Annotated in this window: 22 protein-coding genes; 4 read left to right on the top strand and 18 right to left on the bottom strand. The window is 43.9% G+C overall.

What is annotated here, in order from left to right; genetic code table 11:
- Positions 1–4: 4 nt before the first annotated feature.
- From PP181_RS00410 to PP181_RS00400, 3 genes are all read right to left on the bottom strand, one after another.
- On the bottom strand, positions 5–1,000 hold the full coding sequence (locus tag PP181_RS00410; RefSeq protein WP_272635547.1) for a glycosyltransferase family protein: 996 nt from the start codon (positions 998–1,000) through the stop codon (positions 5–7).
- A 14-nt stretch (positions 1,001–1,014) separates the two neighbouring features.
- On the bottom strand, positions 1,015–1,875 hold the full coding sequence (locus PP181_RS00405) for a UDP-2,3-diacylglucosamine diphosphatase (RefSeq protein WP_154917303.1): 861 nt from the start codon (positions 1,873–1,875) through the stop codon (positions 1,015–1,017).
- 786 nt (positions 1,876–2,661) lie between these two features.
- A complete protein-coding gene (locus PP181_RS00400; protein WP_246160798.1) occupies positions 2,662–3,537 on the bottom strand; it encodes a nucleotidyltransferase family protein in 876 nt (291 codons plus the stop codon).
- Between the two features lie 200 nt (positions 3,538–3,737).
- Here PP181_RS00400 and hemN point away from each other — a divergent pair, with 200 nt between their 5' ends.
- Together hemN and PP181_RS00390 are read left to right on the top strand one after the other, a co-directional pair.
- Positions 3,738–5,099 (top strand): oxygen-independent coproporphyrinogen III oxidase, encoded by a 1,362-nt coding sequence (gene hemN / locus PP181_RS00395; RefSeq protein WP_272635546.1) that lies wholly within the window; start codon positions 3,738–3,740, stop codon positions 5,097–5,099.
- Between the two features lie 24 nt (positions 5,100–5,123).
- Entirely contained in the window at positions 5,124–5,945 is an 822-nt protein-coding gene (locus PP181_RS00390; protein ID WP_138257765.1) for a universal stress protein, read from the top strand.
- Between the two features lie 59 nt (positions 5,946–6,004).
- On the opposite strand, the gene PP181_RS00385 is transcribed toward PP181_RS00390, so the two are convergent.
- The 11 genes from PP181_RS00385 to PP181_RS00335 form a co-directional block, all read right to left on the bottom strand.
- Positions 6,005–7,396, bottom strand: a complete 1,392-nt coding sequence (locus PP181_RS00385; RefSeq protein WP_272635545.1) for a Gfo/Idh/MocA family protein — start codon at positions 7,394–7,396, stop codon at positions 6,005–6,007.
- A 92-nt stretch (positions 7,397–7,488) separates the two neighbouring features.
- Positions 7,489–7,884, bottom strand: a complete 396-nt coding sequence (locus PP181_RS00380; protein ID WP_154917299.1) for a group III truncated hemoglobin — start codon at positions 7,882–7,884, stop codon at positions 7,489–7,491.
- A 38-nt stretch (positions 7,885–7,922) separates the two neighbouring features.
- Positions 7,923–8,411, bottom strand: a complete 489-nt coding sequence (locus tag PP181_RS00375) for a GTP-binding protein (protein ID WP_272635544.1) — start codon at positions 8,409–8,411, stop codon at positions 7,923–7,925.
- Positions 8,412–8,421: 10 nt separating this feature from the next.
- Positions 8,422–9,126 carry a sulfite exporter TauE/SafE family protein gene (locus PP181_RS00370; protein WP_272635543.1) on the bottom strand — a complete coding sequence of 235 codons (705 nt, stop codon included), beginning with the start codon at positions 9,124–9,126 and terminating at the stop codon, positions 8,422–8,424.
- A 5-nt stretch (positions 9,127–9,131) separates the two neighbouring features.
- Positions 9,132–9,578: a FixH family protein gene (locus PP181_RS00365; RefSeq protein WP_272635542.1), complete on the bottom strand. Its 447-nt coding sequence runs from the start codon at positions 9,576–9,578 to the stop codon at positions 9,132–9,134.
- 14 nt (positions 9,579–9,592) lie between these two features.
- Positions 9,593–11,011 (bottom strand): cytochrome c oxidase accessory protein CcoG, encoded by a 1,419-nt coding sequence (gene ccoG / locus PP181_RS00360; RefSeq protein WP_154917296.1) that lies wholly within the window; start codon positions 11,009–11,011, stop codon positions 9,593–9,595.
- Between the two features lie 132 nt (positions 11,012–11,143).
- Positions 11,144–12,127: a cbb3-type cytochrome c oxidase N-terminal domain-containing protein gene (locus tag PP181_RS00355; protein WP_154917295.1), complete on the bottom strand. Its 984-nt coding sequence runs from the start codon at positions 12,125–12,127 to the stop codon at positions 11,144–11,146.
- Complete coding sequence (locus PP181_RS00350) at positions 12,124–12,315, bottom strand: CcoQ/FixQ family Cbb3-type cytochrome c oxidase assembly chaperone (RefSeq protein ID WP_125221360.1); 192 nt, start codon at positions 12,313–12,315, stop codon at positions 12,124–12,126. Before PP181_RS00350 ends, PP181_RS00355 begins: the two co-directional genes overlap by 4 nt.
- A 2-nt stretch (positions 12,316–12,317) precedes the next feature.
- A complete protein-coding gene (gene ccoN, locus PP181_RS00345; RefSeq protein WP_154917294.1) occupies positions 12,318–14,519 on the bottom strand; it encodes a cytochrome-c oxidase, cbb3-type subunit I in 2,202 nt (733 codons plus the stop codon).
- Between the two features lie 6 nt (positions 14,520–14,525).
- Positions 14,526–14,729 (bottom strand): cbb3-type cytochrome oxidase assembly protein CcoS, encoded by a 204-nt coding sequence (gene ccoS, locus PP181_RS00340; RefSeq protein WP_138257756.1) that lies wholly within the window; start codon positions 14,727–14,729, stop codon positions 14,526–14,528.
- A gap of 92 nt (positions 14,730–14,821) precedes the next feature.
- Entirely contained in the window at positions 14,822–17,218 is a 2,397-nt protein-coding gene (locus PP181_RS00335; RefSeq protein ID WP_272635540.1) for a heavy metal translocating P-type ATPase, read from the bottom strand.
- Positions 17,219–17,339: 121 nt separating this feature from the next.
- Between PP181_RS00335 and PP181_RS00330 the strand changes: the two genes are divergently transcribed.
- Positions 17,340–18,029, top strand: a complete 690-nt coding sequence (locus PP181_RS00330; protein WP_272635539.1) for a Crp/Fnr family transcriptional regulator — start codon at positions 17,340–17,342, stop codon at positions 18,027–18,029.
- 86 nt (positions 18,030–18,115) lie between these two features.
- Positions 18,116–19,021: a universal stress protein gene (locus PP181_RS00325; RefSeq protein WP_272635538.1), complete on the top strand. Its 906-nt coding sequence runs from the start codon at positions 18,116–18,118 to the stop codon at positions 19,019–19,021.
- Here the strand turns inward: PP181_RS00325 and PP181_RS00320 are convergent.
- The 4 genes from PP181_RS00320 to PP181_RS00305 form a co-directional block, all read right to left on the bottom strand.
- Positions 19,014–19,241 carry a hypothetical protein gene (locus tag PP181_RS00320; RefSeq protein ID WP_272635537.1) on the bottom strand — a complete coding sequence of 76 codons (228 nt, stop codon included), beginning with the start codon at positions 19,239–19,241 and terminating at the stop codon, positions 19,014–19,016. The genes PP181_RS00325 and PP181_RS00320 overlap by 8 nt on opposite strands.
- A gap of 62 nt (positions 19,242–19,303) precedes the next feature.
- On the bottom strand, positions 19,304–20,497 hold the full coding sequence (locus PP181_RS00315) for a hypothetical protein (protein ID WP_272635536.1): 1,194 nt from the start codon (positions 20,495–20,497) through the stop codon (positions 19,304–19,306).
- 424 nt (positions 20,498–20,921) lie between these two features.
- Positions 20,922–21,899, bottom strand: a complete 978-nt coding sequence (gene hutG / locus PP181_RS00310) for a formimidoylglutamase (protein WP_272635535.1) — start codon at positions 21,897–21,899, stop codon at positions 20,922–20,924.
- 56 nt (positions 21,900–21,955) lie between these two features.
- Positions 21,956–23,974 (bottom strand): urocanate hydratase, encoded by a 2,019-nt coding sequence (locus tag PP181_RS00305; RefSeq protein ID WP_272635534.1) that lies wholly within the window; start codon positions 23,972–23,974, stop codon positions 21,956–21,958.
- Position 23,975 lies beyond the last annotated feature (1 nt).

Genomic DNA, 23,975 nt, shown 5'->3' with positions numbered 1-23,975 from the left:
AGACTTATTCCTGCAAGCTTTTCTGAAGTAGTTTTTGAACTATTTCACTGGTAATATTGGGGTAATCTACTTCAATTTTTTTATTGGATTCCACCCAATCCATGACCTTGGGCAGGTGCTTTTCCTTTAAGGATTTTATGACGGGAATGTTCATTTCCTGCAAAGCGGCCGCATTGCATTGTTGTTCATATTGACCTTTCATAGGAACTACGAGTAGCTTCTTTTGCATATAAAGTGCTTCCGCTGGCGTTTCAAAACCTGCCCCGCATAGAACACCCTTGCTAGTGGCCATACTTTGCACAAAGGCTTCATTGGTAATGGGGCGTATGCTCAAATTCTTGGTGACCGTTTCCCGGTTGTTGTGCTTGGAAAATACATCCCACTTTACATTGGGTATTTGTGAAAGAAAATGAATGATTTTTCCATCACTGTAGGATGGAAGATAGACCGTGTAGTGTTCCCCCTCGTAAACGTTTGCATTACGAATATCGGCCCTGATAATGGGCGTAAAAATACCCTCGTCATAGGATTTAAAATGCAGTCCAAAGTTATGGCTGCCAGGCGCATAGTTCTTTAGTATCATTTTACCCAAGCTGTCCTTTTTCTTTGGTTTGGGGGCGTTGTTGGATAGTACGGCCGATTGATGGCTGAAACTAAAGCAAGGCTTTTCCGCCAGTTTGCAGGCCCATGCGGAAACAGGTTCAAAATCATTGATGATCAAATGGTAGTCCTGGACCGGAATGCTTCGGATTTCCTTTTGCAATCGCAAGGTGTTCGATTTTACGTAGGTCTTCCACATATCCACACCCCCTTTTTTGCCGAATATGAAACTCAATCCCTTGCATCGGTATTTTATCGTATAGGGTAAGTCTATATCGGCCTGTGTACCACTGATTAGGATATCCAGGTCTATATTTTCATCGAGCAGGGCCGGAATTACGTCCCTTGCCCTGCTTAAATGGCCGTTTCCGGTACCTTGAATGGCATATAATACCCGCATAAACTTCTGTCGTATTATTTTAGTTTTACCAATCCGCTTGTCCTGAATTCATCCAAAAGGCTTTGGAACAGTTCGGCCCTTTCAAGGACCGGATGTTCCTCATGAGGATCCTCCAATTGATTTTGTATGCCCTTATCATTGTAAAAGGAGTAGAGCTCCCATTGACCGTGGTTGTATTCCAACGCAGTTAGGTTTTCTATCCAATCCCCAGAATTTAGGTAGGTTACTTCTCCTTTATCCGTAGAAATTTTGCGAATTTCGGGTTGATGAATATGTCCGCATACAACGTATTCATAGCCATTTTCTATGGCTATTTCAGAGGCCGTCGTTTCAAAGTTGTTGATGAATTTGACTGCGGATTTTACGCCGTTCTTTATTTTTTTGGACATGGAAATAGGTCCGCGTCCCAATTGTTTGCTGATAAAGTTAATACCCTTGTTCAACAGAATCAAAAAGTCATAGCCCTTGGCCCCAAGTTTGGCGACCCACTTGGAATGCTGCATGGTCACATCAAAGACATCCCCGTGAAAAAACCATGCTTTTTTACCGTGAACGGGCAAAACCACTTTGTTGACAATACTTAAGGAACCCATTTGAAAGCCCGTAAATTTTCGTAGCATTTCATCGTGGTTCCCTGTAATGTAATGCACTTTGATGCCCTTTGTGATCCAGCCCATAAGGTATTTGACCACCTTCATATGCGATTTGGGCCAGAAGCGTTTACTGAACTGCCAAATGTCAATAATGTCACCGTTTAGTATAACTTCCTTGGGAGCAATTGACTTGAGGTATTGCAATAGTTCGTTGGCATGGCATCCATAGGTGCCTAAATGCACATCTGATATGACCACGATATCAACAGGTCTTTTTTTCATAAGGGTCGATGAATTGGTGGTGATTTTTTCTTAAGTAGGATAGACTTACCGGTGAGTTTACTGAAAAACTTGAGGAAAATGAAGTAAGAGGTTTCAGTCTTATTTTCACAGGTTCATATAAAGTATAAGAGATCCCTAAATGAATATTTCCTTTAAGTGAGATATATAGTTCACCCTAAAAAATCCCTCGATGAGGGTTTCATACAAAGAAAATCTCCGACTACAAAATTGATGCTTTAACGCGCTATTTCGGTTAGGTGTAACTTATCATTTAGTTATCTGATTGTTAAGCTATTTTCCCATAGCGCTAGTAAGAATCAGCTGAGATTGGCCGCTTATGTTGAAGGAAATTTCGGCAAACCACAATTTAAGTTGGTTTGACAACAAATAGCACTTCACTCACAACAAATAGTTCTTGAGCGAAAGGAAAGCTGCTACATTTACATCAAAATAAAGAAGTAAATAATTTTTCATTTTCATATAGTGTTCTCGTAAAAGAGTCTGGCTTCACAAAGTCGGACTCTTTTTAGTTTCAACCCTTTTGGTAATCCTTAAACCCAAAATATGCAATAGAAAATCTATTACGGCTTCAAACTACTTCAAAAACACACCCTGTTTAAGCTGTTTTTTAATTTAACCATAGCGATGCTATGCTAAATTTAAGAAAACACGTGTGTTTATTGTATTTTGAACCCTCATGACGAAGTCCTAAAGCATAATTTGGGTTAAAACACAAAAAAGGCCGGTAGCAACAACTACCGGCCTTTTTAATTTTTTAAGAGTTTTCTACCACAAAGGTGTCTTGTAAAGTCCCTCATTGGTCTTGGCCTGTAGGTTTTCCACGGCCTTTTCACGATCGCTGGCATAGGTTACCCCAAACCATTCCGCGCCGGAGGGGATACATTTCACCTCGGCTTCATTAGCTTGCAGCATCTCTTGGATCATGAAGGGCAGATACAGCTCGCTGGATGCGATTTTGTTCTCGTCCTGTAGGAATACCTTCAACTCGGCATCTATCTTTTCAAAAATGGAAGGCCTGCAAACCCAAAAGTTCATACTGGCCTGTTCATCGCCCGTAAATTCCAGACCGGTGTCCTCATCAACGATTTTGTCGCCTTTTTGAACCAATTTTAACCGTTCGTTTACGGAAACCAAGTTATCTCCTTCAACCTTACAAACACCTCGGGACACGGAACCGTGTTCGGATAGGGTATCCTTTAGGGTGTAGCCCAGAAGGGCGTATGCCTCATTATTGGATTTTATAAAGTCGGCAGCCTTTTTATAAACGGCCTGTCCGTAATAATCGTCCGCATTCAAGACCACAAAAGGTCCGTCAATGACATTTCTGGCCGTCCATACCGCGTGTGCGGTTCCCCAAGGTTTTTGACGGTCACCTTTGTAATCTACACCATCGGGCAGATCCGTCAATTCCTGGGCCAGTACATTTATTTTAATGTTTTTTGGCAATCTTTCACTTAAATATTCCTCCAAAAAGGACACATTTTCCTTTTTGGTGATGACCACGATCTGTTCAAAATCGTTCTGTAGTGCATCGTAGATGGCAAACTCCATTAGGAATTCCCCTTTGGGGCCCAAATCATCGAACTGTTTCAGTTTTCCATATCTACTTCCGCTTCCTGCGGCCATTAAAAGTAATGTCATGATTTTAAATTTTAAGGTCCAAAAATACGGATTGTGATGAAAATAGCGGGGAAGAAATAGGCGAACAGTTTAGGATTCCCCATGAAGTTACTTATTTCTTCCAAAGTATGCTTATTGGCCAAGATGGGTATTCCAAACTGACAATTATCATATTTTTTGGTATGCACAGGGAGTAGCTTTGTACCATATTCAAACCAACTATGTGCAATCTTATTCAAAAATATAATATTCCGGGTCCCAGGTATACCAGTTATCCAACTGTACCTTTTTGGGATATTCATTCGTTTTCCGGCAAAAAATGGGAAGCGACCGTGAAACAGAGTTTTTCCGAATCGAATTCCAAGGAAGGCATCAGTCTATACATCCATCTTCCCTTTTGTGAAAGTATGTGTACGTTTTGTGGGTGCCATAAGCGCATCACCAAAAGACATGATGTTGAGGTGCCTTATATACGCACCTTGTTGAAGGAATGGTCCCTTTATTTGGAGTTGTTCGATGAAAGGCCGATTATCAAGGAACTCCATTTGGGAGGAGGTACCCCTACATTTTTTAGTCCGGAGAACCTTCAAATGCTTATCAACGGACTCTTTAAAAGGGCCGATAGGGCAAAGGATTACGAATTTAGTTTTGAGGGCCATCCCAACAATACGACCAAGGAGCACCTTAAGGCGCTGTACGATGTTGGGTTCAGACGTGTGAGTTATGGTGTACAAGATTACAACGAGACCGTGCAAAAGGCCATCCACCGGGTGCAATCCTTTGAGAATGTTAAGAACGTTACGGATTGGGCCAGGGAAATTGGGTATACATCCATAGGTCACGATATCATTTTTGGGTTACCCCACCAAACCTTGGAACACGTACTCGAAACCATAGAAAAAACGAAAACCCTAAAGCCGGATAGATTGGCCTTTTATAGCTATGCCCATGTACCATGGCTCAAGGGAAACGGTCAGCGTGGTTATAAGGATACCGATCTGCCGTCCGCCGAGGAAAAGCGTACACAGTATGAAGCAGGGAAACTGGAACTGGCTAAGGCCGGGTATACGGAAATAGGGATGGATCATTTCGCCTTGGATACGGACAGTCTGTATCGATCCATGCAAAATGGCAAACTGCACCGGAACTTTATGGGTTACACCGCTTCCAAGACCCAATTGATGGTAGGTCTGGGAGCCTCCAGTATTAGCGATAGTTGGTACGGTTTTGCCCAAAATGTCAAAAGCCTGGAAGAATATCAGCACTTGGTGGAGAATAACATCATACCCATTTTCAGAGGCCACATTTTAACCGATGAGGATAGGATCATCAGAAAACATATCCTTAACTTAATGTGTCAACTTGAAACTATTTGGTTCCAGGAGTCCATGCAGTTCAAGGAATTACCTGTGGTGATGGACAGGTTGAAGGAGATGCAGGACGACGGACTTCTGGAAATGACCCAATATCAACTGCGGGTCACTGAAAAGGGGCGTCCATTTGTTCGTAATATATGTATGGCGTTCGATTTGAAATTGCACGAAAAAACACCGGAGACCCGATTGTTCTCCATGACCATTTGATTGTTTAACCTAAATCTTGTAAAAATGAAAAGTATCATAGTTCCCATAGATTTTTCGGAAATATCCGAGTATGCCTTTGAGGTAGCGGCTTCCATAGCCAAAAAACACGATGCCACGCTGTACGTGCTGCACATGCTGGAATTGAATCAGGCAATGCTTACCTCCACCGAAGGTTTCCACCCGGAACAGACGGTCTTTTTGATAAAATTGGCCGAAAAGCGATTGAATGAATTCTTGGACAAACCGTATTTGAAAGGTGTAAAGGTTGAGCCGATTATAAAGCACTACAAGGTCTTTGGTGAGATCAGCGAAGTTGCCGAGGAGAACGATGTGGATTTGATTGTGATGGGCAGCCAGGGTGCGGACGGACTCAAGGAAATGTTCGTAGGTTCCAATACAGAAAAAGTGGTTAGAAATTCTGATATCCCCGTTTTGGTCATCAAATCCAAAATATCCGATTTTAATCCGAAGCAGATTGTATTTGCCTGTGATCTCAAAAATGAAAATATCCATGCCCTACAACGGGCCAAGTACATCGCTGACAGCTTTTCGGCGGAACTAAAATTGGTCTATATCAACACCCCAGGTGACGATTTTTTAAGCACCGCAGAAATACAAAAGAGGATAAAATCCTTTTGCGAGCTGGTCGGGTTTGAACTATTGATCGCCATCTACAACGATTATAACGTGGAACGGGGCGTACTGAATTTTGGAATGGAGAGCAATGCCGATATGATCGGGGTTCCCACCCATGGTAGAAAGGGACTTTCCCATTTCTTTATGGGCAGCATAGGGGAGGACATTGCTAACCATGCAACGCTACCTGTGGTCACCTTTAAGATTTAGTTAGAAGCAAGGAATCACAGTTTTTAGTTGGTTGAAAAGGGTGCGTAGGCACCCTTTTTTTATATGAGCTTCATTTTTACGGGATCCCAGTTCACGGGTTGCTGTTTATAATAACTGTCATTCGCCAAGAGCGCGGCACCAGCGGCCCTTAATCCAAAGGTTGGATCTTGGATTACGGAACCCTTGTTCCTAATGGCAGTAAAGAAATTGTTGAAATGATCATAGTGGCCTCCTTTATAATCCCGTTCCGCCTCCCAAGTGGTAGTGCCTGTACTTAAGGAAGACGATCTTGGTTCCAAGGTTTCCAAATCATAACCTGCCCTTATCTTTTCCTGCATTTCCTCGGTAAATGAAACCAGGGAGTATCCATGGGGTACCATACTCAGTTTGGAACGTCTTACGGTGACCGAATTTTGTCCGACTTCCATTTCCCCTTCGGTACCGATTAGCTTAAAGCCCCCACCACCGCCACTACCGGCAATGAAATTGATCCTGAAGGCCGCATTAAACGCCGCATGCGTATCGGTTTGAGGATAATCGTATAAGGTAATGGAAACATCGGGTACATCCCGGCCATCCTTCCAATAACGGAGTCCGCCGGTTGCCAGGGCACGGTTAGGCCCCATGGAACTGATTACGTGGTTTAGCGTAGAGAACGCATGTACGAAAAGATCGCCCGCAACTCCTGTCCCGTAGTCCCTGTAGTTTCGCCACCTGAAAAAGCGTTTGGGCTCAAAAGGAACTTTGGGCGCTTTTCCTAGAAAGGTATCGAAATCAACGGTTTTTGTATCGGCATCCGGAGGGATGGGATATTGCCAGGCGCCTTCGGCGGAATATCGGTCGTTGTACATGTCCAACATCACCAAATCGCCAATGGCCCCTTCTTCGTATAACTGTTTTGCCTTTTCATTCCCAAGGGAGGACATGCCTTGGCTCCCGATCTGACAAATCTTTCCGCTTTCTTTTTGTGCCTTGATGATGGCCTCTCCTTCCTCAGGTTTTTGGACCATGGGTTTCTCACAGTACACATGCTTTCCAGCATTCAAAGCTTCGATCGTGATTTTTTGATGCCAATGGTCCGGGGTGGCGATAATGACGGCATCGATATTCTTTCTATTCAATATATCCCGATAATCCTTTGTTGTGTAAATAGATGCCCCCCAAAGTTCCTTGGCCCTTTCCAATCTGCCTGTGTACAGGTCGCACGCAGCGACCAGCTGAACACCATCCACCTGCAAAGCGGTCTGGGTATCATAAATGCCTTGGATTCCCGTGCCGATAAGCGCCAAGTTGATGCGGTCATTGGCCGAAAAGGATTTGGGTGTGTAATTTCTGCTCAATATCAATTTTTCCTCAAATCCTGAGGCCCATAGAAATGGACTTGTTGTTACGGTGGCTGAGGTCAAGGTAGCCTTTTTAAGAAAGGACCTTCGGGTGTTTTTCTTGCTCATAATCGAAAAGGGCTTGGTTACAATTTGAATTCGTCGGTTTTAAAAATAGGAATTTTTAAACGATAAATCCGAAGTGAAAACCTCAGGAACGGTTATTTGGCCGCCCGATGTTCGAATATCTTCAGGAAAAGCATCGTATTCATTTTGCGGGCCCTATTTTTTGCGATCCAGGCCGTTTCCCCAGAAAATAGCTCGTCTATAGTAGCGAACCATAGATTGAGCCAAATACCAAAGTGTTCCATGGTCATGGTGTTCCCCATGTAATCATCGGTCTTAATGTGGGCCTTAATCGGGTCGCCGGTATACTTTCTTTTAAGGAACAATTGGGATTCCCAAAAATCGGTCAAGATTTGCAAATGAGCCTCCCAATCGGAGATTATTCCGTTGAAAATAGGCCCTAGGGTATCCTCCTTCCGCACTTTTTCATAAAAAGTGTTTACAAGGAGTGCTATATCTTTTCGGGTCTTGATTTCCGGCTTATCGCTCATACTAGTAAAATAGGACTTTCAATGGAAAAGGGTTGTATCTACCCCAATGTTTCCATCATAAAGGCGTAAAGTTCCTGTATTTGGGGCTTCCCTTTTCTTTTGCCCATTTGTCCAAAGGTATAGAGTGCGAACCAAACGACCACCAATAATACCATAAATCCAACTTGAAGTCCGTAGGGTTTGTTGAGCGATGCACTTACATAGGCCCAAATACCCACAATAATAAACAGGGTGGCTACCACAAAATGCAGAAACATGAAAAAGGTCCATAACGTTGGGTTAGGACCAAAAAAACCATAGATTTTAGATGTTCTATCGTCCAAGGCATCTATTTCCAAATGTAATTGGGGAGAGCCAAAATGGGTGGTCTCCTTGTTGTATTTTATGAAGATATGGTTGTCCAGGCATTTGACCAGAAAGGGGGCTTTTTTGGAATCGATAAACTTTCGCAACAATTGCTCCCTATTTCCCAAAATTTCGAGCTGAAACCTTGGCCTAAGGACGATATCATTGGATAGTTTCTTCATTAGTATTATATCATGGATGACATTCCATTTCTGCCGATACCATTTGGGTCACCGGTTTTGGAGAGACGTAGGGGATACCCAATCCAAGTCCGCGTAAAATGAAAAGCGTTCCCATAAGGACCACAAAAACGGGGATCAGTTTTTGAATCCGTTTCTTCGCGTTTCCTTTCAAAAATGTACTAAAATAAACGGCCGTGGTCATCAAGGGAACGGTACCCAGTCCAAAAAGCACCATGTAAAGGCTGCCCTGGGCCACCTCGCCCATGGCAATGGCCCCAAACAGTGCCATATAGACCAAGCCACAAGGGAGAAAGCCATTTAGAAATCCTATGGTCAAAAAGGTATCGGCCGATTTCTTTTTGAACTCTTGGCCCAATTTGCTTTTTATTTTTGATATGGCCCTGTATACAGGGCGTCCCAATTGAAATCTGTTTAAGGTTTTGGCAGGAATCAGCACCAACAGAATCATTACAATACCTACTGCAATGGATAGTCTTTGCTGCATTCCAAAGACATACAGCCCTTTCCCCAATAGCCCAAAAACCAACCCAATGATACCATAGGCCAGTAGCCTACCTATGTGATACAGGCTGATCTGGCCAAACTTTTTAAGATTGTTTTTACGGTCCACCGGCAACATAAAGGCTATGGGGCCGCACATACCTACGCAGTGAAGACTTCCCATAAAACCTAATATGAGGGCAGAAAGAAGCATGATTTCTAATAGGTTATGTTTTCCTTATGCAAGTAATCCGTGCCGTTGTAGTTCCAACTGACTTTAATGTCCCAGCGACCATCCAACAAGCGGTTGTCAGGTATGAGCAAATGGTTATTGGACAAACTTATGGGTAAGTCAAAATCCAATTGCTTATTAGATGGTCTATATAGGGACACTGTGCCTTCAATTTCTTTGGGGTTCACTTTTTCGGGGAAACGTATTTCAAGTCCATCCGGACTTTTTCTCACCTGTAATTTATTGATGTCCTTAGTGGCATTATTTTGGGCATCGATTTCCTTTTGATAGGCCAATTCCTGCCTGTAGTAATCCTCTGTTACAAGGTCATGGTTGGCACGTTTGTCCGTACTCATCCGTACCACAAAGAAGAGGATAAAGCCAATAAAACCTATAAATGCCAGTACAATTCCGGTTCCCCAATTAATTTTCATCTTTTATTTTTTTATCATTTATAACTCCTTGGAGCCATGAAGGAGCAAAGGGTAGTTTCTACCAACTCATCTCCACTATATACCCCAACCTTCACTTTTTCCTTATCGCTTTTTACGGCGGCGTTGTTGATCTCTATAAAGAGCGTTCCTTCGGCCAAATCCTGTGCGGGAACCTCAAAGTTTTCGTTACGGACCAGTTTTACGGTTCCCTTGTGGGAAATCAACTTAAAGCTAACGTCCTCCACAGGTTTGGTGGTCTTGTTCACCAATTTATAGGTGTACACGTTGCTTATGATGTTCCCTTCCTTGTGCTCATATAGTTGCCCCGGTAACCGAAGGATATTGGCTTCCAGGTCGTTCCTTAAAAACAGCATCCCTACCAAGACACCAATTAAAATGGTCAATACTGCGGAGTACCCTTTTAAGCGTGGTGTGAATTTGAATTTCTCCTTTTTGGTAATTTCGTCTTCGCTTGCATACCTGATAAGTCCCTTTGGGAGATTTACCTTTTCCATAATGGTATCGCACTCATCGATACAGGCGGTACAGTTGACACATTCCAGTTGGGTTCCGTTTCTGATATCTATGCCCGTTGGGCAAACGTTCACGCATTGAAAACAATCGATACAATCCCCATAGCCAAGGGCTTCCCTATCCTCGTTTTTACGCCATTTTTTGCGGCCGTTTTCCGCTTCGCCACGTTTGTGGTCGTAGGCGACGACAATGGATTTATTGTCCAACAGGACTCCTTGCATTCTACCATAAGGGCATGCGATGATACAGACCTGCTCCCTGAACCAAGCAAATACAAAGTAGAATACCCCGGTAAAAATCAGTAAGGAGACAATAGTGCTTAAGTGCTCAAAAGGTCCGTCCGTAATATACCTGATCAATCGGTCGCTACCGATGAGATAGGCCAGGAATACATTGGCGATCAAAAAGGAAATGATAAAGAAGATGAACCACTTTAATACCCTTTTCCTAATCTTTTCGGCATCCCATGCTTGTCGGTCCAATTTCATTTGGGCCCCACGGTCCCCATCGATCCAATACTCGATCCTTCTGAAGACCATTTCCATAAAAATGGTCTGAGGGCACATCCATCCGCAGAAAATACGTCCGAAAGCAACCGTAAACAGTGCGACAAATATCACACCGATGATCATGGAAATGACGAACAAATGAAAATCCTGGGGCCAAAATGGAAACCCAAAAATATTGAAACGGCGTTCCAATACATTGAACATTAAAAACTGGTTGCCATTTATTTTTATGAAAGGAGCGGCAAACAAAAAAGCCAGCAGAAAATAACTAACATATTTCCGATACTCGTAGAACTTGCCACTGGGTTTTTTTGGAAAAACCCATGCTCTTTTCCCTTCTTCGTTTATCGTTCCAATGGAATCCCTAAAGTTTTCTTGATCTTGTGCCATTACGGTTTAATTTGTCTTGCTTTTACTAGGGATAGGAATGCTGTCATTATTGGCTTTTGGTTATTTGGTATCGGTTTTTTGAACCGCCACATACCAAATTTGTATGGCATGTGGCAATCCAAAAGGATCTCGTTATTCAATTACGGTACCCTCTTCGTCAATGGTTTTAATGAATTCTAAGGTGTCGACTTCAACTTCAATCATGGCCGAATCCACGGCGGGCGCTCCCTCCACATCCATATGCGGGTTTACGATAATATCACCTTCCGGAGCTTTTGGGTTGGCTGGTGTGGTTCCTTGAAAGTTAAGTACATAGCTGGCAACTTGCGCCATCTCCACAGGTTTTAGGCTCTGTTTCCAGGCAATCATACCTTTACCGTCCCTTCCACCTTCTGAAATGGTGTTGAAAACCGATTTAATATCGCCACCCAATATCCAGTTTTGATCGGTCAGGTTAGGACCAATTCCCCCACCACCGTCAGCCATATGACAGGCCACACAATTCGTTTCAAAAACGGCCTTACCCGCGGCAATATCGGATGCATCGGTCAATAGTTCCACGGTATTGACATCTACTAGGTCCTTGGCGTTTTTCTTGTATTCTTCTATTTCGGCTTCGGCCAAGGTCATTTCCGTTAGATATTCGGTATCCTGATCATAATCATTGAAAATGTGGAACCGCACCAAATACACTACCCCAAAAATGATGGTGGCGTAGAACATGTATACCCACCAGGGTGGAAGCTTGTTATCAAGCTCGCGAATGCCATCATAGTTGTGGTCCAGGATGATTTCACCTTCGGCCTCGATAGGTTTGGAGCCCAAAAGCTTCTGGTACATTCTTTTGCCCCAGGCCCATTCAAAGCCTTGTTCCTTGGAAGCCAAGTAGCGTTCCTTTGCTTCTTCCGATAGTGTCTGGAACATGACGTTCTCAATGGAGGCCAGGATAAGCTCTATGCCCACAAGCAAAAGGATTATAAAGCCTAGAAATAGTGCGACTATGGGTTGGTCCAGAAAGGCTGGCTTATCCCCCGAGTCTATAAAAAACTCCGTCAATCCAAATATGATAAAAAATAGTAGTGGAAGTCTGATCCACCAAGGTCCTAGGTTCTTCATAATTCAATGTTTTGTTGGTTGTTATTGTCTAGTGGGATGTCGCTCACCTCTTTGACATACTCCTTGGATGCGGTAAAGACCCACCAGAAGAGAACGACGAAGAAGACGAAGAAAATCATCAGTGAAATCATTGGGTAGGTGGCCACCCCCTCAATGTTTTCCATATATCCTTTTACAAACTTTAGCATGGCTATTTATTTTCTGAGATTAATTCGTTGGTTTCCTTAATTTTTATATCCGTACCCAATCGTTGTAGGTAGGCGATCATGGCCACAATTTCCCTGTCGCGCATTTCAATGAATTCCTCCCCGTTTTCAGCGGCGTATTTTTTATCGGCCTCGTAGGTCGATGCAAAATCCGGGTCGCTATAGAGGTTCTTCTCAATTTGTATGGCCTGTTCGCTCATACTGGCTTCGGCATTGGCAATATCCTCATCGGTATAAGGTACTCCCAAGGTAACCATGGCCTCCATTTTGTCCTGAACCCCACTTCTGTCATGTCTGTTGCGTACCAACCAGGAGTAGGAGGGCATTATGGAACCGGAGGAGGTCGTTTGTGGATCGTACATGTGGTTTAAGTGCCAGTTATCCGAATACTTTCCACCAACCCGTAGCAAATCAGGACCCGTTCTCTTACTTCCCCAAAGGAATGGGTGGTCGTATACGAACTCACCGGCCTTGGCATATTCCCCATAGCGTTCTACCTCACTTCTAAATGGCCTGATCATTTGGGAATGGCATCCTACACAACCTTCGCGTATATATAGGTCCCTTCCTTCCAATTCTAACGGTGTATAAGGTTTGACACTGGTGATGGTAGGAATATTGGACTTCACCATGATGGTTGGTACAATTTGTACAATACCACCTATCAGAATGGCTACGGTAGCCAAAATGGTCAATTGGATGGGTTTACGCTCCAACCATGTGTGGAAGGTTTCCCCTGCGGTCCTGTTTTTGGATACCCGGGTAAGGGCAGCGGCTTCGGCCAACTCATCCTCCACTTTTTGACCGGATTTGATGGTAACAACGATATTGTACACCATAACTATGGCACCTACAATGTAAAGACTACCCCCAATAGCACGCATCCAATACATTGGGATGATCTCGTTTACGGTTTCCAAGAAGTTACCGTAGACCAAGGTTCCATCCGGATTAAAATCTTTCCACATCAAGGCCTGGGTGAAACCGGCTACATACATGGGCAGCGCATATAATATGATACCTAGGGTCCCAATCCAGAAGTGGAAGTTTGCCATTCCTACCGAAGCCAAACGGGTCTTGAACATTTTGGGAACCAACCAATAGATCATACCAAAGGTCAAGAAACCGTTCCAAGCCAAGGCACCTACATGTACGTGGGCAATGATCCAGTCGCTAAAATGGGCTATGGCGTTTACGTTCTTTAAGGAAAGCATTGGACCTTCAAAAGTGGCCATCCCGTACCCTGTAATCGCAACTACCATAAATTTAAGTGTTGGGTCCGTACGAACCTTGTCCCAAGCACCCCTCAAGGTCAAAAGGCCGTTGATCATACCGCCCCAGGAAGGAGCGATCAACATGACCGAAAAGGCAACACCAAGGTTTTGGGCCCAATCCGGCAATGCGGAGTATAGCAAGTGGTGAGGTCCTGCCCAGATATAAATGAATATCAAGGACCAAAAGTGAACTATGGAAAGTCTATAGGAATATACAGGCCTGTTCGCCGCTTTAGGAACAAAATAGTACATCAATCCCAAGAAAGGGGTTGTCAAGAAGAAGGCAACCGCGTTGTGGCCGTACCACCATTGTACCAAGGCATCCTGAACCCCCGCATATACGGAGTAGCTCTTTAAGGCGCTTACAGGTAACTCCAAACTATTGAAGATATGTAGTACCGCTACGGTTACAAAAGTGGCCAAGTAGAACCAAATGGCAACGTATAAATGGCGTTGTCTTCTTTTGATCATGGTCCCGATCAGGTTGACGCCAAAGGCTACCCACACAAGGGCAATGGCAATATCGATGGGCCACTCCAATTCCGCATATTCCTTAGATGTGGTAATTCCCAGTGGCAATGTAATGGCTGCGGCCACAATAATCAATTGCCAGCCCCAAAAATTGATGTTGCTCAGCACATCACTGAACATTCGTGCCTTTAGGAGGCGCTGGGTCGAGTAATACACACCGGCAAAAATGGCATTACCTACAAAGGCAAAAATGACCGCGTTGGTGTGCAAGGGTCTTAAACGGCCAAAACTGAGCCAAGAAATTCCGTCCGTAACATTCGGGAACAAGAACATAAAGGCCAATAATAGGCCAACGGACATACCAACAATACCCCAAAGCATTGTGGCATAGATGAACTTTTTTACGATTTTGTTATCGTAATAAAACTGCTGTACTTCCATAGTTGATTAGTTATTTGATTCTATTGATGTATCCATATTGGATTTTTGTAAACTCTTTTTCTGTTTGACCAATTCGTCCTCAAAGAGCATCCGGACGGATGGCGTATAGGAATCGTCATATTGCCCATTTTTTACAGAGAAAATGAACGCTGCAAAAAAGACAATGGCGACGATGATACTAATGGCCAATAACACATAAATTACACTCATACCTACCTGAATTTCGGGGTAAAATTACCGTTGTTGCTTCCTTTTAAATATGACATTTATCAGTTTTAAAAATTTTATTGAATGCCTCATTTTTACTTTAATTTCTTGCCCAAAAGGTTGGTCATTAGTGTTGTAAACCCAACTACGCTAATGGAACTCAAGGGCATTAAAATGGCCGCGATAACGGGTTCCAGTTGCCCGGTAACCGCAAAATAGAGTCCCACCACATTGTAAAGGAGCGACAATAAAAAACTGAGCTTTATGATTTTCATGGCCTTTTTGGAGGCGATGATGTATTGGTACAATTGCTGGAATTTTGAGGCATCCATAATACCATCACAAGCAGGGGAAAATACATTGATGTTCTCCGATATGGCAATGCCCACTTCCGCTTGGGCGAGGGCACCGGCATCGTTCAATCCGTCACCTACCATAAGGACTTTTTTGCCCTGTTCCTGTAAGGAAGTGATAAAGGCCAGTTTGTCCTCCGGTTTTTGGTTGAAATACAACGGAGTCAATTTGGGCAACAGTTTTTCCAAGTTGCGTTTTTCGCCCTCGTTATCCCCGGAAAGAATGGCCAATTGTAGTTGTTCCGACATTTGTTCAAAGACTTCGGAAACACCATCCCTGTATTGATTGTGAAAGACGTATTTGCCCTTGTACGCATTGTTGCTCGCTACGTGCACCGCCGTGTTCAAACTGTCCGAAACCTCTTCCTTACCCACAAATTCAGGGGAGCCTATTTTTATATGCCTTTCGCCCTTACTTCCTTCCAGGCCTTTGCCAATGTGTTCCTCATAATCGTCCAGTGTATATATGTTATGGTCCGATAAAATATCGTACAAGGTCCTGCTCAACGGGTGGTTGGAGGCCCTCAAGGTATTTTTTAGAAGGGACTCCTCTTCCTTTGTCAACGGCATGCCTTGATAGGTGGCCGTACTTTGTTTGGAAGTGGTAATGGTCCCGGTCTTGTCAAATATGGCCGTGTCTACTTGGGCCAATTGTTCAATGGCACCGGTATCCCTCAAATAGAATTTTTTCTGACCAAATATGCGGAGCATATTGCCCAGGGTGAAGGGCGAGGCCAAGGCTATGGCGCACGGGCATGCGATGATCAACACCGCCGTAAAAACGTTCATTGCCAAGGATGGGTCAAAAAACAACCAGTAGGCTGTGGCCAAAAAAGCAATGGTCAATACCCCAAAGGTAAATCGTTTACCAATGCTATCGGTAATGTTTTGGAATCGGGTGGACTTGTCCGTTTTAAAGACCGAATTGCTCCAAAGCTGGGTGAGGTAACTTTGAGAAACCGATTTTAACGCTTCTACCTCAATAGTGCCGTTCATTTGTCTGCCCCCTGCAAATACCTTTTCGCCAAATTCCTTTTCTACAGGGACCGATTCCCCCGTTACAAAACTGTAATCAATCTGTGCTTTGCCTTTATATAGGAGTCCGTCTACCGGAATCAGTTCCCCGTTTCTGATCAATAGCAGGTCGCCCTGTTTGATTTCGTGCACTTGGGTACTTTCCTCGGTACCATCATCATTAATTTTGGTGACCGCGATAGGGAAATACGATTTATAGTCCCGTTCAAAAGAGAGAAAGGAATAGGTTTTTTGTTGGAAGAACTTCCCTAGAAGCAGGAAGAAGACCAAACCTGTAAGGGAGTCAAAAAAGCCGCTTCCCCAATCGAACATAATTTCCAAGGTACTTCGTACAAAAAGTACCAAAATACCCAAGGAAATGGGAACGTCAATGTTGAGGATTTTGGAACGAAGGCCTTTATAGGCCGAAACAAAGTAATCGGCACCTGCATAAAAAACGACGGGAAGTGAAAAGGCGAACATCAGCCATCTAAAAACCACTTCATATTGGTTCAACCAGAATTCGCCACCGGAAGTTTTGCTGGAGCTTAGATCAAAATAATCCGGAAAGGAAAGGAACATCACGTTACCAAAAGCAAATCCGGCGACGCCCAACTTATAAATAAGGCTTCGGTCTACCTTTTTTTCTTTTCCATCAATATCCTCCAAGGATATATAGGGTTCGTAACCAATTCTGGCCAATAGCACCACCACGTCCTTCAAAGAGGTTTTTTGGCTGTTATAGGAAATCCGTACCGTTTTCTTGGAAAAGTTTACTTGGGAGGAGGAGATAAACGGGTTGAGCTTGTTCAGGTTTTCCAATACCCAGATACAGGAACTACAATGTATTAAAGGAATATAGAGATTTACGATTTGTAGGTTGCCGTCGTTGAATTCCGTTAATTTTTCAACGATACGCTCGGTTTCCAAAAAATCGTACTTGCCTTCTATGGCTGTAGGCGTAGAACCTGCCGAAGTTTGCAAGTCGTAATAATAGGATAAATCGTTTTCCGAAAAAATCTCGTAGACCGTTTTGCAACCGTTGCAACAGAAGCACTTTTCATCGTACTGGATACTCTCGGAGCTGCAATCGTCCCCACAATGATAACAGGGTTGCTTTTCCATAATTCATTTGCTAATACCTGGGGCAAAGGTTTGCAATGTTGGGTTTTTGAAATATGATATTTATCAGTTTTTGCCTAACTTGTAGTGGTTACCTTTGTTTCGTCAGGTAAATTTTAGTTCAATGGAAAGCAGATGTGAAAATTGTATCGTACGGCAATTCAACTCCTTACGCGCTATGTCTAAGGAGGAATTAAAAAGGGTGTCCGATTCAAAAACTACACGAACAATCAAAAAGGGAGAGTCCCTCTTTAAGGAGGGTGAAAAGTTGGATGGCGTATTTTGCGTACGCGATGGGGTATCCAAATTATCCAAATTAAGCGAAAACGGTAAAGATCAAATCGTAAAGCTTGCGAGCAAGGGGGAGGTCATTGGACAACGCTCCGTGGTGGCGGAAGAAAACGTAAACTTGAGCGCCATTGCCGTAAGTGATATGGAGGTTTGTTTCATACCCAAGGAAGGTATCGTTTCCAGTTTGCATACCAATCCCAATTTTACCCTTGAGGTATTACGGCATATGGCCCACGACCTGAAGGAGGCCGATGACGTTATCGTGAACATGAGCCAAAAAAACGTTAAACAACGAATGGCGGAAGCTTTCCTGTACCTGAAAAATAATTTTGGGGAGGATGGGGAAGGCTATCTAAGACTTGTGTTGTCAAGGGAGGATATTTCCAATGTGGTAGGTACGGCCATTGAATCGTGTATCCGAATCATTTCAGAATTCAAGAAAAAAGGGTATCTAAAAACTTCCGGGAAAAGAATTGGGATCACCGATGAAAAGGCGCTTAAAAACCTTGTGGAAGGTTTTTAAGTCGTTTATTTCCCAAAGATGACAATTGTCATAGTTTCCCCGTAAGGTTAGGTCTAATTTTATCCTATATTCAAATATGAAATTAGATGAAGAATATTTTAATCCCTACGGACTTTTCGGATAATTCCTGCAATGCCATCAAGTATGCCATTTCCATGTTCTGGGATCAGGAATGTACCTTCTATTTATTGAATACCTATACCCCCGCCATCGCCGGAAGCAGGTTTATGGCGGCATCTTTTGAGGAAAGTATGCTAACCAACAGTGCCGCCAAATATTCCCAAAAGGGCCTGGATGATCTATTGGCGCGGGTCAAGAATGACTTTGTGAACGAGCATCATCATTTTGAGACCATTTCTTCTTTTAGTTTGTTGGTGGACGAGATCATTGAAAGTATTTCGGCCTATGACATTGAACTGGTCATTATGGGAACCACGGGGGCAACAGGAATGGAAGAGGTTTTCATGGGCAGCAATACGGTACGTGTCATCAAATCCGTAAAGGATTGTCCCGTATTGGCCATTCCGCAAAACTTTGAATTTCAAAAACCAACCGAAATCGCTTTCGCTACAGATTTCACCCGATTTTATACCAAATCAGAGCTAAGGCCTTTGGTAGAACTGGCCGGCATTTTTGATGCCACCGTTCGAATCGTACATGTACAATACGAAATAAAGACCCTGTCCGAGCTTCAATTGTTCAATTTGGGAATGTTACGAAAGTATTTGGGCGAAGTGGAGCATTATGTCCACACCGTATCTGAGTTGAATTCCGTTTCCAAGACCTTGGAGGTCTTTTCCAGGGAAATGGATATTCACTTACTGGCCATGTTGAACTACCAACACAGCTATATGGAACAATTGGTACGTGAGCCCGTGGTAAAAAGAGTGGCCTTTCATACGCAAATACCACTACTGGTCATACCGGAACTGGGCATGACCTCCCATTTGAAGGAATCAAATAAAAGGGAAAACGAAGTCGTACCTAATTAACGCGGTTCCCAATGGGATTGTCCTCGTAAAAATCCTTGAATGTTTTGTCCGTCTTGTAATTATCGGTCAGTACTTTATAGACCATGATGACAATAAGGGCCTGGCCTAGCACGGTGCAATAAAATATCCAATTAAAGGGGAGGTTCATTACAGACATTATGGTGACCGTGACCAAGGCCAATGTGGTAATCAATACCCAGACGTAGACTGAATCTTTCATTTTTAATTGAAAGATAGTGTTTAGGGACTCGTGAATGCGTTAAAGGTTTTTTAAAACTGGAGCTAAAAATCGTATTCCCAAAATTTATCGGCTTCTGGAATTACCGATTTCTTGCCAGCATAAAAAGGATTGAAATTGGTTTTGGCGAAGTAATACCATAGGGTGGAGGAAAGCGCTGGGGTGATATCCGTATGGTCCCAAAGTTCGTTGCTTCCATAGGAAGTGCCAAAGTTGGCGGTATAGGGTATGCCCTTAGCGTTTTCGGTCATAGTGCTCTGGATGACCGTTTTTTCAATGTCTTCCATTATTTTTTCCGAAAGGTCGAACCGCTGTATGCTGTTGAAGGCAACGGCCATTTGTGCGGTACCTTCCAACCAAATGACGTCCTTGTCCTCATCAAAACAATACCCTGAAACCATTTCCCCGCTCAAGGTGGCTGTTTGATTGTTCAGGAACTTGTTGGCTTGGAACAGCACATCGTCAGAAAGGTCGTTGAAAATTAGTTTGCTTAGGGAAAGTACGTCCAGGGCAAAGGCATATTCCGGATTTTCAGGCCAGGCCATAAGCAAATCAAGATCTTCGTCCCACCGATTGTTTTTTAGGAATTGCAACATGTTTTTATGGAATGCATCGTAACCCTTTACAGCGTGAAAGGCCGTGATCATACCTTCCGTAACATTGGGTATCTCCGTTCCATCTGAATTAGTTCCTCCTCTCAAAGCACCATTTTCCATTTGTAGGGAACGGATCCAGTTTTCCAATTGGAGCGAAAGTGATTCATATTTTCCAGATCCGTATTTGGTGGCATATTGGTTCAAAGCGATCAGCAACCAGGCATTGTCGCCCATCCAGACCCTTTCCGCATCGGAACCATCTGATTTTCTAAATTGATAGAACCCGCCCGTTTGCGGTAGTTCCGTTTCCTGAATAGCGTAATAATAATCGAATATCTTTTCCGCATTTTCCTTTCTATCCTCTTGGATGAAGAATATCGCGGCCAAAGCATTGTCGTATAAGGAAGTGAAATTGGAGATTTCCGTACTTTCCATAAGGCCCGATGCTTGCTGACGGTTTACGATCCAATGAACAAAGGCCTCATCAAAATACTGGGATTTTTCATCGATTTTATGGGATGCTGTCTCAATTTCCTCGTCCAAACGTACCACTAAATCCTCTTGGTAGGTGGAAATATCCTCTTTCGAACACGAAAAAAACAGCAATAGGACAATTATGGAGGCAACCGGTCGTAGGTTCATGGGATAGTTCGATTTGGATTTGGACCTGCAAATTACGTAGCTCTTTAGAGTAACTACCCAAGTGTCGACCAGTGGAAGGTTTCCTTGGTAACTTGTATTGGTTGGATTTATTTATCTGATTATATGGTTTTTAATCGGGAATTCCCTTCATGGTCAAATTTCAATTCAAAGGAAAAAGGAGACCGCTTATCCGATGATAATTTTAGAATGACCTTAAAAAATAAAAATCCTTTCTTATCTTTGCCCTGTTGTGTTGTGTCCCGAAAGTGATTTTGGGACAGTGGTAAAAATAGGATTATACCTATTGAACCAATGAAAGGCTTTCCATTTGGGAGGCTTTTTTTGTTAGTGAAACCCAGATAGGTGAAACGAGGTGCACACTTATCTGTTGGTTGAACTAATTCCGCTAGAAAGCGGAATCCTTTCAGTTAAATTCAGCATGTAAAACGTAATGCACTAAGGATGCCGCCAATTTTGCCGTTTGATCGTCCCGATCAAAATCCGGATTTAATTCTGCAATGTCCAAAACCCGCAGTTTGCCGGATGCCATAATGGTCTTTAGGGATTCTAGGACAACATCCGGGGTGAAACCCATGGGAGAGGGAGCACTTACCCCTGGCGCGTACGCCGAAGAAAATCCGTCCAAATCAATGGTCACATAGATGTGGTCCAAATTGCCTGTAAAGGCATTGATCCAGGCGTTTATCTCATTGTGGAATTGGATTCTAAAAGTGTCCCGCATGATGTACTTAACGTCCAGTTCCTTGGCCGTTTCAAAGAGAACCCTGTCATTCGCATCTTGTCTGATACCCAAACAGAGATACTTGAAAAGGGTGCCGTCCGCTTGGCAGTCCTGGGCTATTTGGTAAAACGGGGTTCCGGAATTGTTCACAGTGTGACCGTTGTCCTGTCTGTTGTTTCTTAGGTCAAAATGGGCGTCAAAATTTATGATACCGATGGTTTCCCCTTTTCCAACATATTTTTTGAGTCCGTTGTAGCTGCCGTAGGCCATATCGTGTCCGCCGCCAAGTACGATGGGGAAGTGTTTATGTTGAAGCAATTGGCAAATGGAATCGCTGAGGGCCCGTTGGGTTACTTCCATATCGCCTTCCAAACATTGTAGTGTGCCCACATCATAGAGCAGCGTCTCCGTGGGAAGATGGTTGGGCAGTTTGCCCAAGTGCTTTCTGATCTCTTCAGGGCCATTGGCGGCACCAGGCCGACCCAAATTTCTTTTCACCCCTTCATCGCAGGCATAGCCCAAAAGGGAAAAGGATTTTTCGGAAGCGACCGTTGATACCTTGGAAATGGGAACGCAAGAAATCTTTTCATGTAGATACAACTGCTGGCTTGAAGTTCTTCCGGTATAAATGTTCGAAAAAGTTTCTGAGTAGTTGCTCATTACGTGTCATTTATTTAAGCCCCCATTTATTGGATTCATGAAATCCATTTCCATAGTTACCTTTCGGTTTTCGTTTTGAATACAGATTCCAAAACATGGTCCTCCACGAAGTTAGGCAAATTAACCTGCAAATTGGGCGTACGTTCCATTTCCCTTTTTATTGCAAACACAGCTTCCTTGTTTCGGGCCCAACTTCTTCGGGCGATGCCATTGTTTACGTCAAAGAACAACATGTTTTTTAGTCGGTTCGATGCTTCCTTTGTCCCGTCGAGCACCATGCCAAAACCGCCGTTGATGACCTCGCCCCAACCTACGCCGCCACCGTTGTGGATGGATACCCAGGTGGCGCCCCTAAAGCTGTCGCCGATTACGTTGTGGATGGCCATATCTGCCGTGAACTTACTTCCGTCGTAAATATTACTGGTTTCCCTATACGGACTGTCCGTGCCGCTTACGTCATGGTGGTCCCTACCCAAAACAACCGGCGCGGAAATTTCGCCCGACTTCACCGCTTGGTTAAAGGATTCGGCAATGGCTGCCCTACCTTCCGCATCGGCATATAAAATCCGTGCTTGGGAACCAACGACCAAGTTATTTTCTTCGGCCTCTTGAATCCATTGGATGTTATCCTCCAGTTGTTGCCGAATCTCAGCTGGTGCGGTCGTTTTTATACCTAACATCACCTCCAGCGCAATCTGGTCCGTTTTACGTAAATCTTCCGGATTCCCCGACGTGCAGACCCATCGAAACGGACCAAATCCAAAATCGAAACACATAGGTCCCAATATATCCTGAACATAAGAGGGATATTTAAAATCAACTTGGTTTTCTGCCATTACCTCTGCCCCTGCCCTGGACGCTTCCAACAAAAAGGCGTTACCGTAGTCAAAGAAATAGCAACCTCGTTCCGTATGCTTGTTTATGGCACTCGCATGTCTCCGTAGCGATTCCTGTACCTTGGCTTTGAAAAGTGCGGGATTTGTGCTCATCAATTCATTGGCCTCTTCATAACCGAGTCCCACGGGGTAATAGCCCCCGGCCCAAGGATTGTGCAAGGAGGTCTGGTCCGAACCCAAATGCACAAAAATGTTTTCTTTATAGAAGCGCTCCCAAACATCCACTACATTTCCTATATAGGCCAATGAAACAACTTCTTTTTGTGCGATGGCGGTTTTGGTTCGTTCAAGAAGGTTGTCAATACTTTCCAAAAGTTCATCCACCCAACCCTGTTCAAAGCGTTTTCGGGCGGCCGCCGGATTCACTTCGGCGCAGACGGTAATGCAGCCCGCAATGTTTCCAGCTTTGGGCTGGGCCCCGCTCATACCGCCCAGTCCGGCCGTAAGGAAGATTTTACCTTCGGGTGTTTCTCCAGATTTCAACACTTTTCTAAAGGCGTTCATGACCGTAATCGTAGTGCCATGAACAATGCCCTGCGGACCTATGTACATATACGAACCTGCCGTCATTTGCCCGTATTGCGTGACACCCAAGGCGTTAAAACGTTCCCAGTCATCGGGTTTGGAATAATTGGGAATCATCATACCGTTGGTCACGACCACCCTAGGGGCTTCCTTGGAAGACGGGAACAGGCCCATTGGATGCCCGGAATAGATATGAAGCGTTTGCGCTTCGGTCATCGTGGCCAAAAATTGTATGGTCAACAGGTATTGTGCCCAATTCTGGAAAACGGCCCCATTCCCTCCATAGGTAATCAATTCTTCCGGATGTTGTGCCACCGCAGGGTCCAAGTTGTTCTGGATCATCAACATAATGGCGGCCGCTTGAGTAGTCTTGGCGGGATATTTGGAAATGGGTCGGGCATACATTTTATAATCCGGATGGAAGCGGTACATGTAAATCCGACCGTATTCCATGAGTTCTTGGACGAATTCCTCCGCAAGTTCTTGGTGCCATTCCTGTGGAAAATACCGCAACGCATTGCGTATGGCCAGTTTTTTTTCCTGGGTTGAAAGGATATCCTTTCTTATAGGGGCATGTGAAACCGTGGAAGAACGTTCTTTTTTCTTTGGTAGTTCCGATGGGATTCCCGCAAGAATCTGTGCTTTAAAATCCATG

The sequence above is a fragment of the Maribacter sp. PR66 genome, assembly GCF_028464205.1.
Taxonomy (GTDB): domain Bacteria; phylum Bacteroidota; class Bacteroidia; order Flavobacteriales; family Flavobacteriaceae; genus Maribacter; species Maribacter flavus.
Note: the sequence above shows the minus strand (reverse complement) of the source record. Positions and strands in the feature narration are given on the sequence as shown.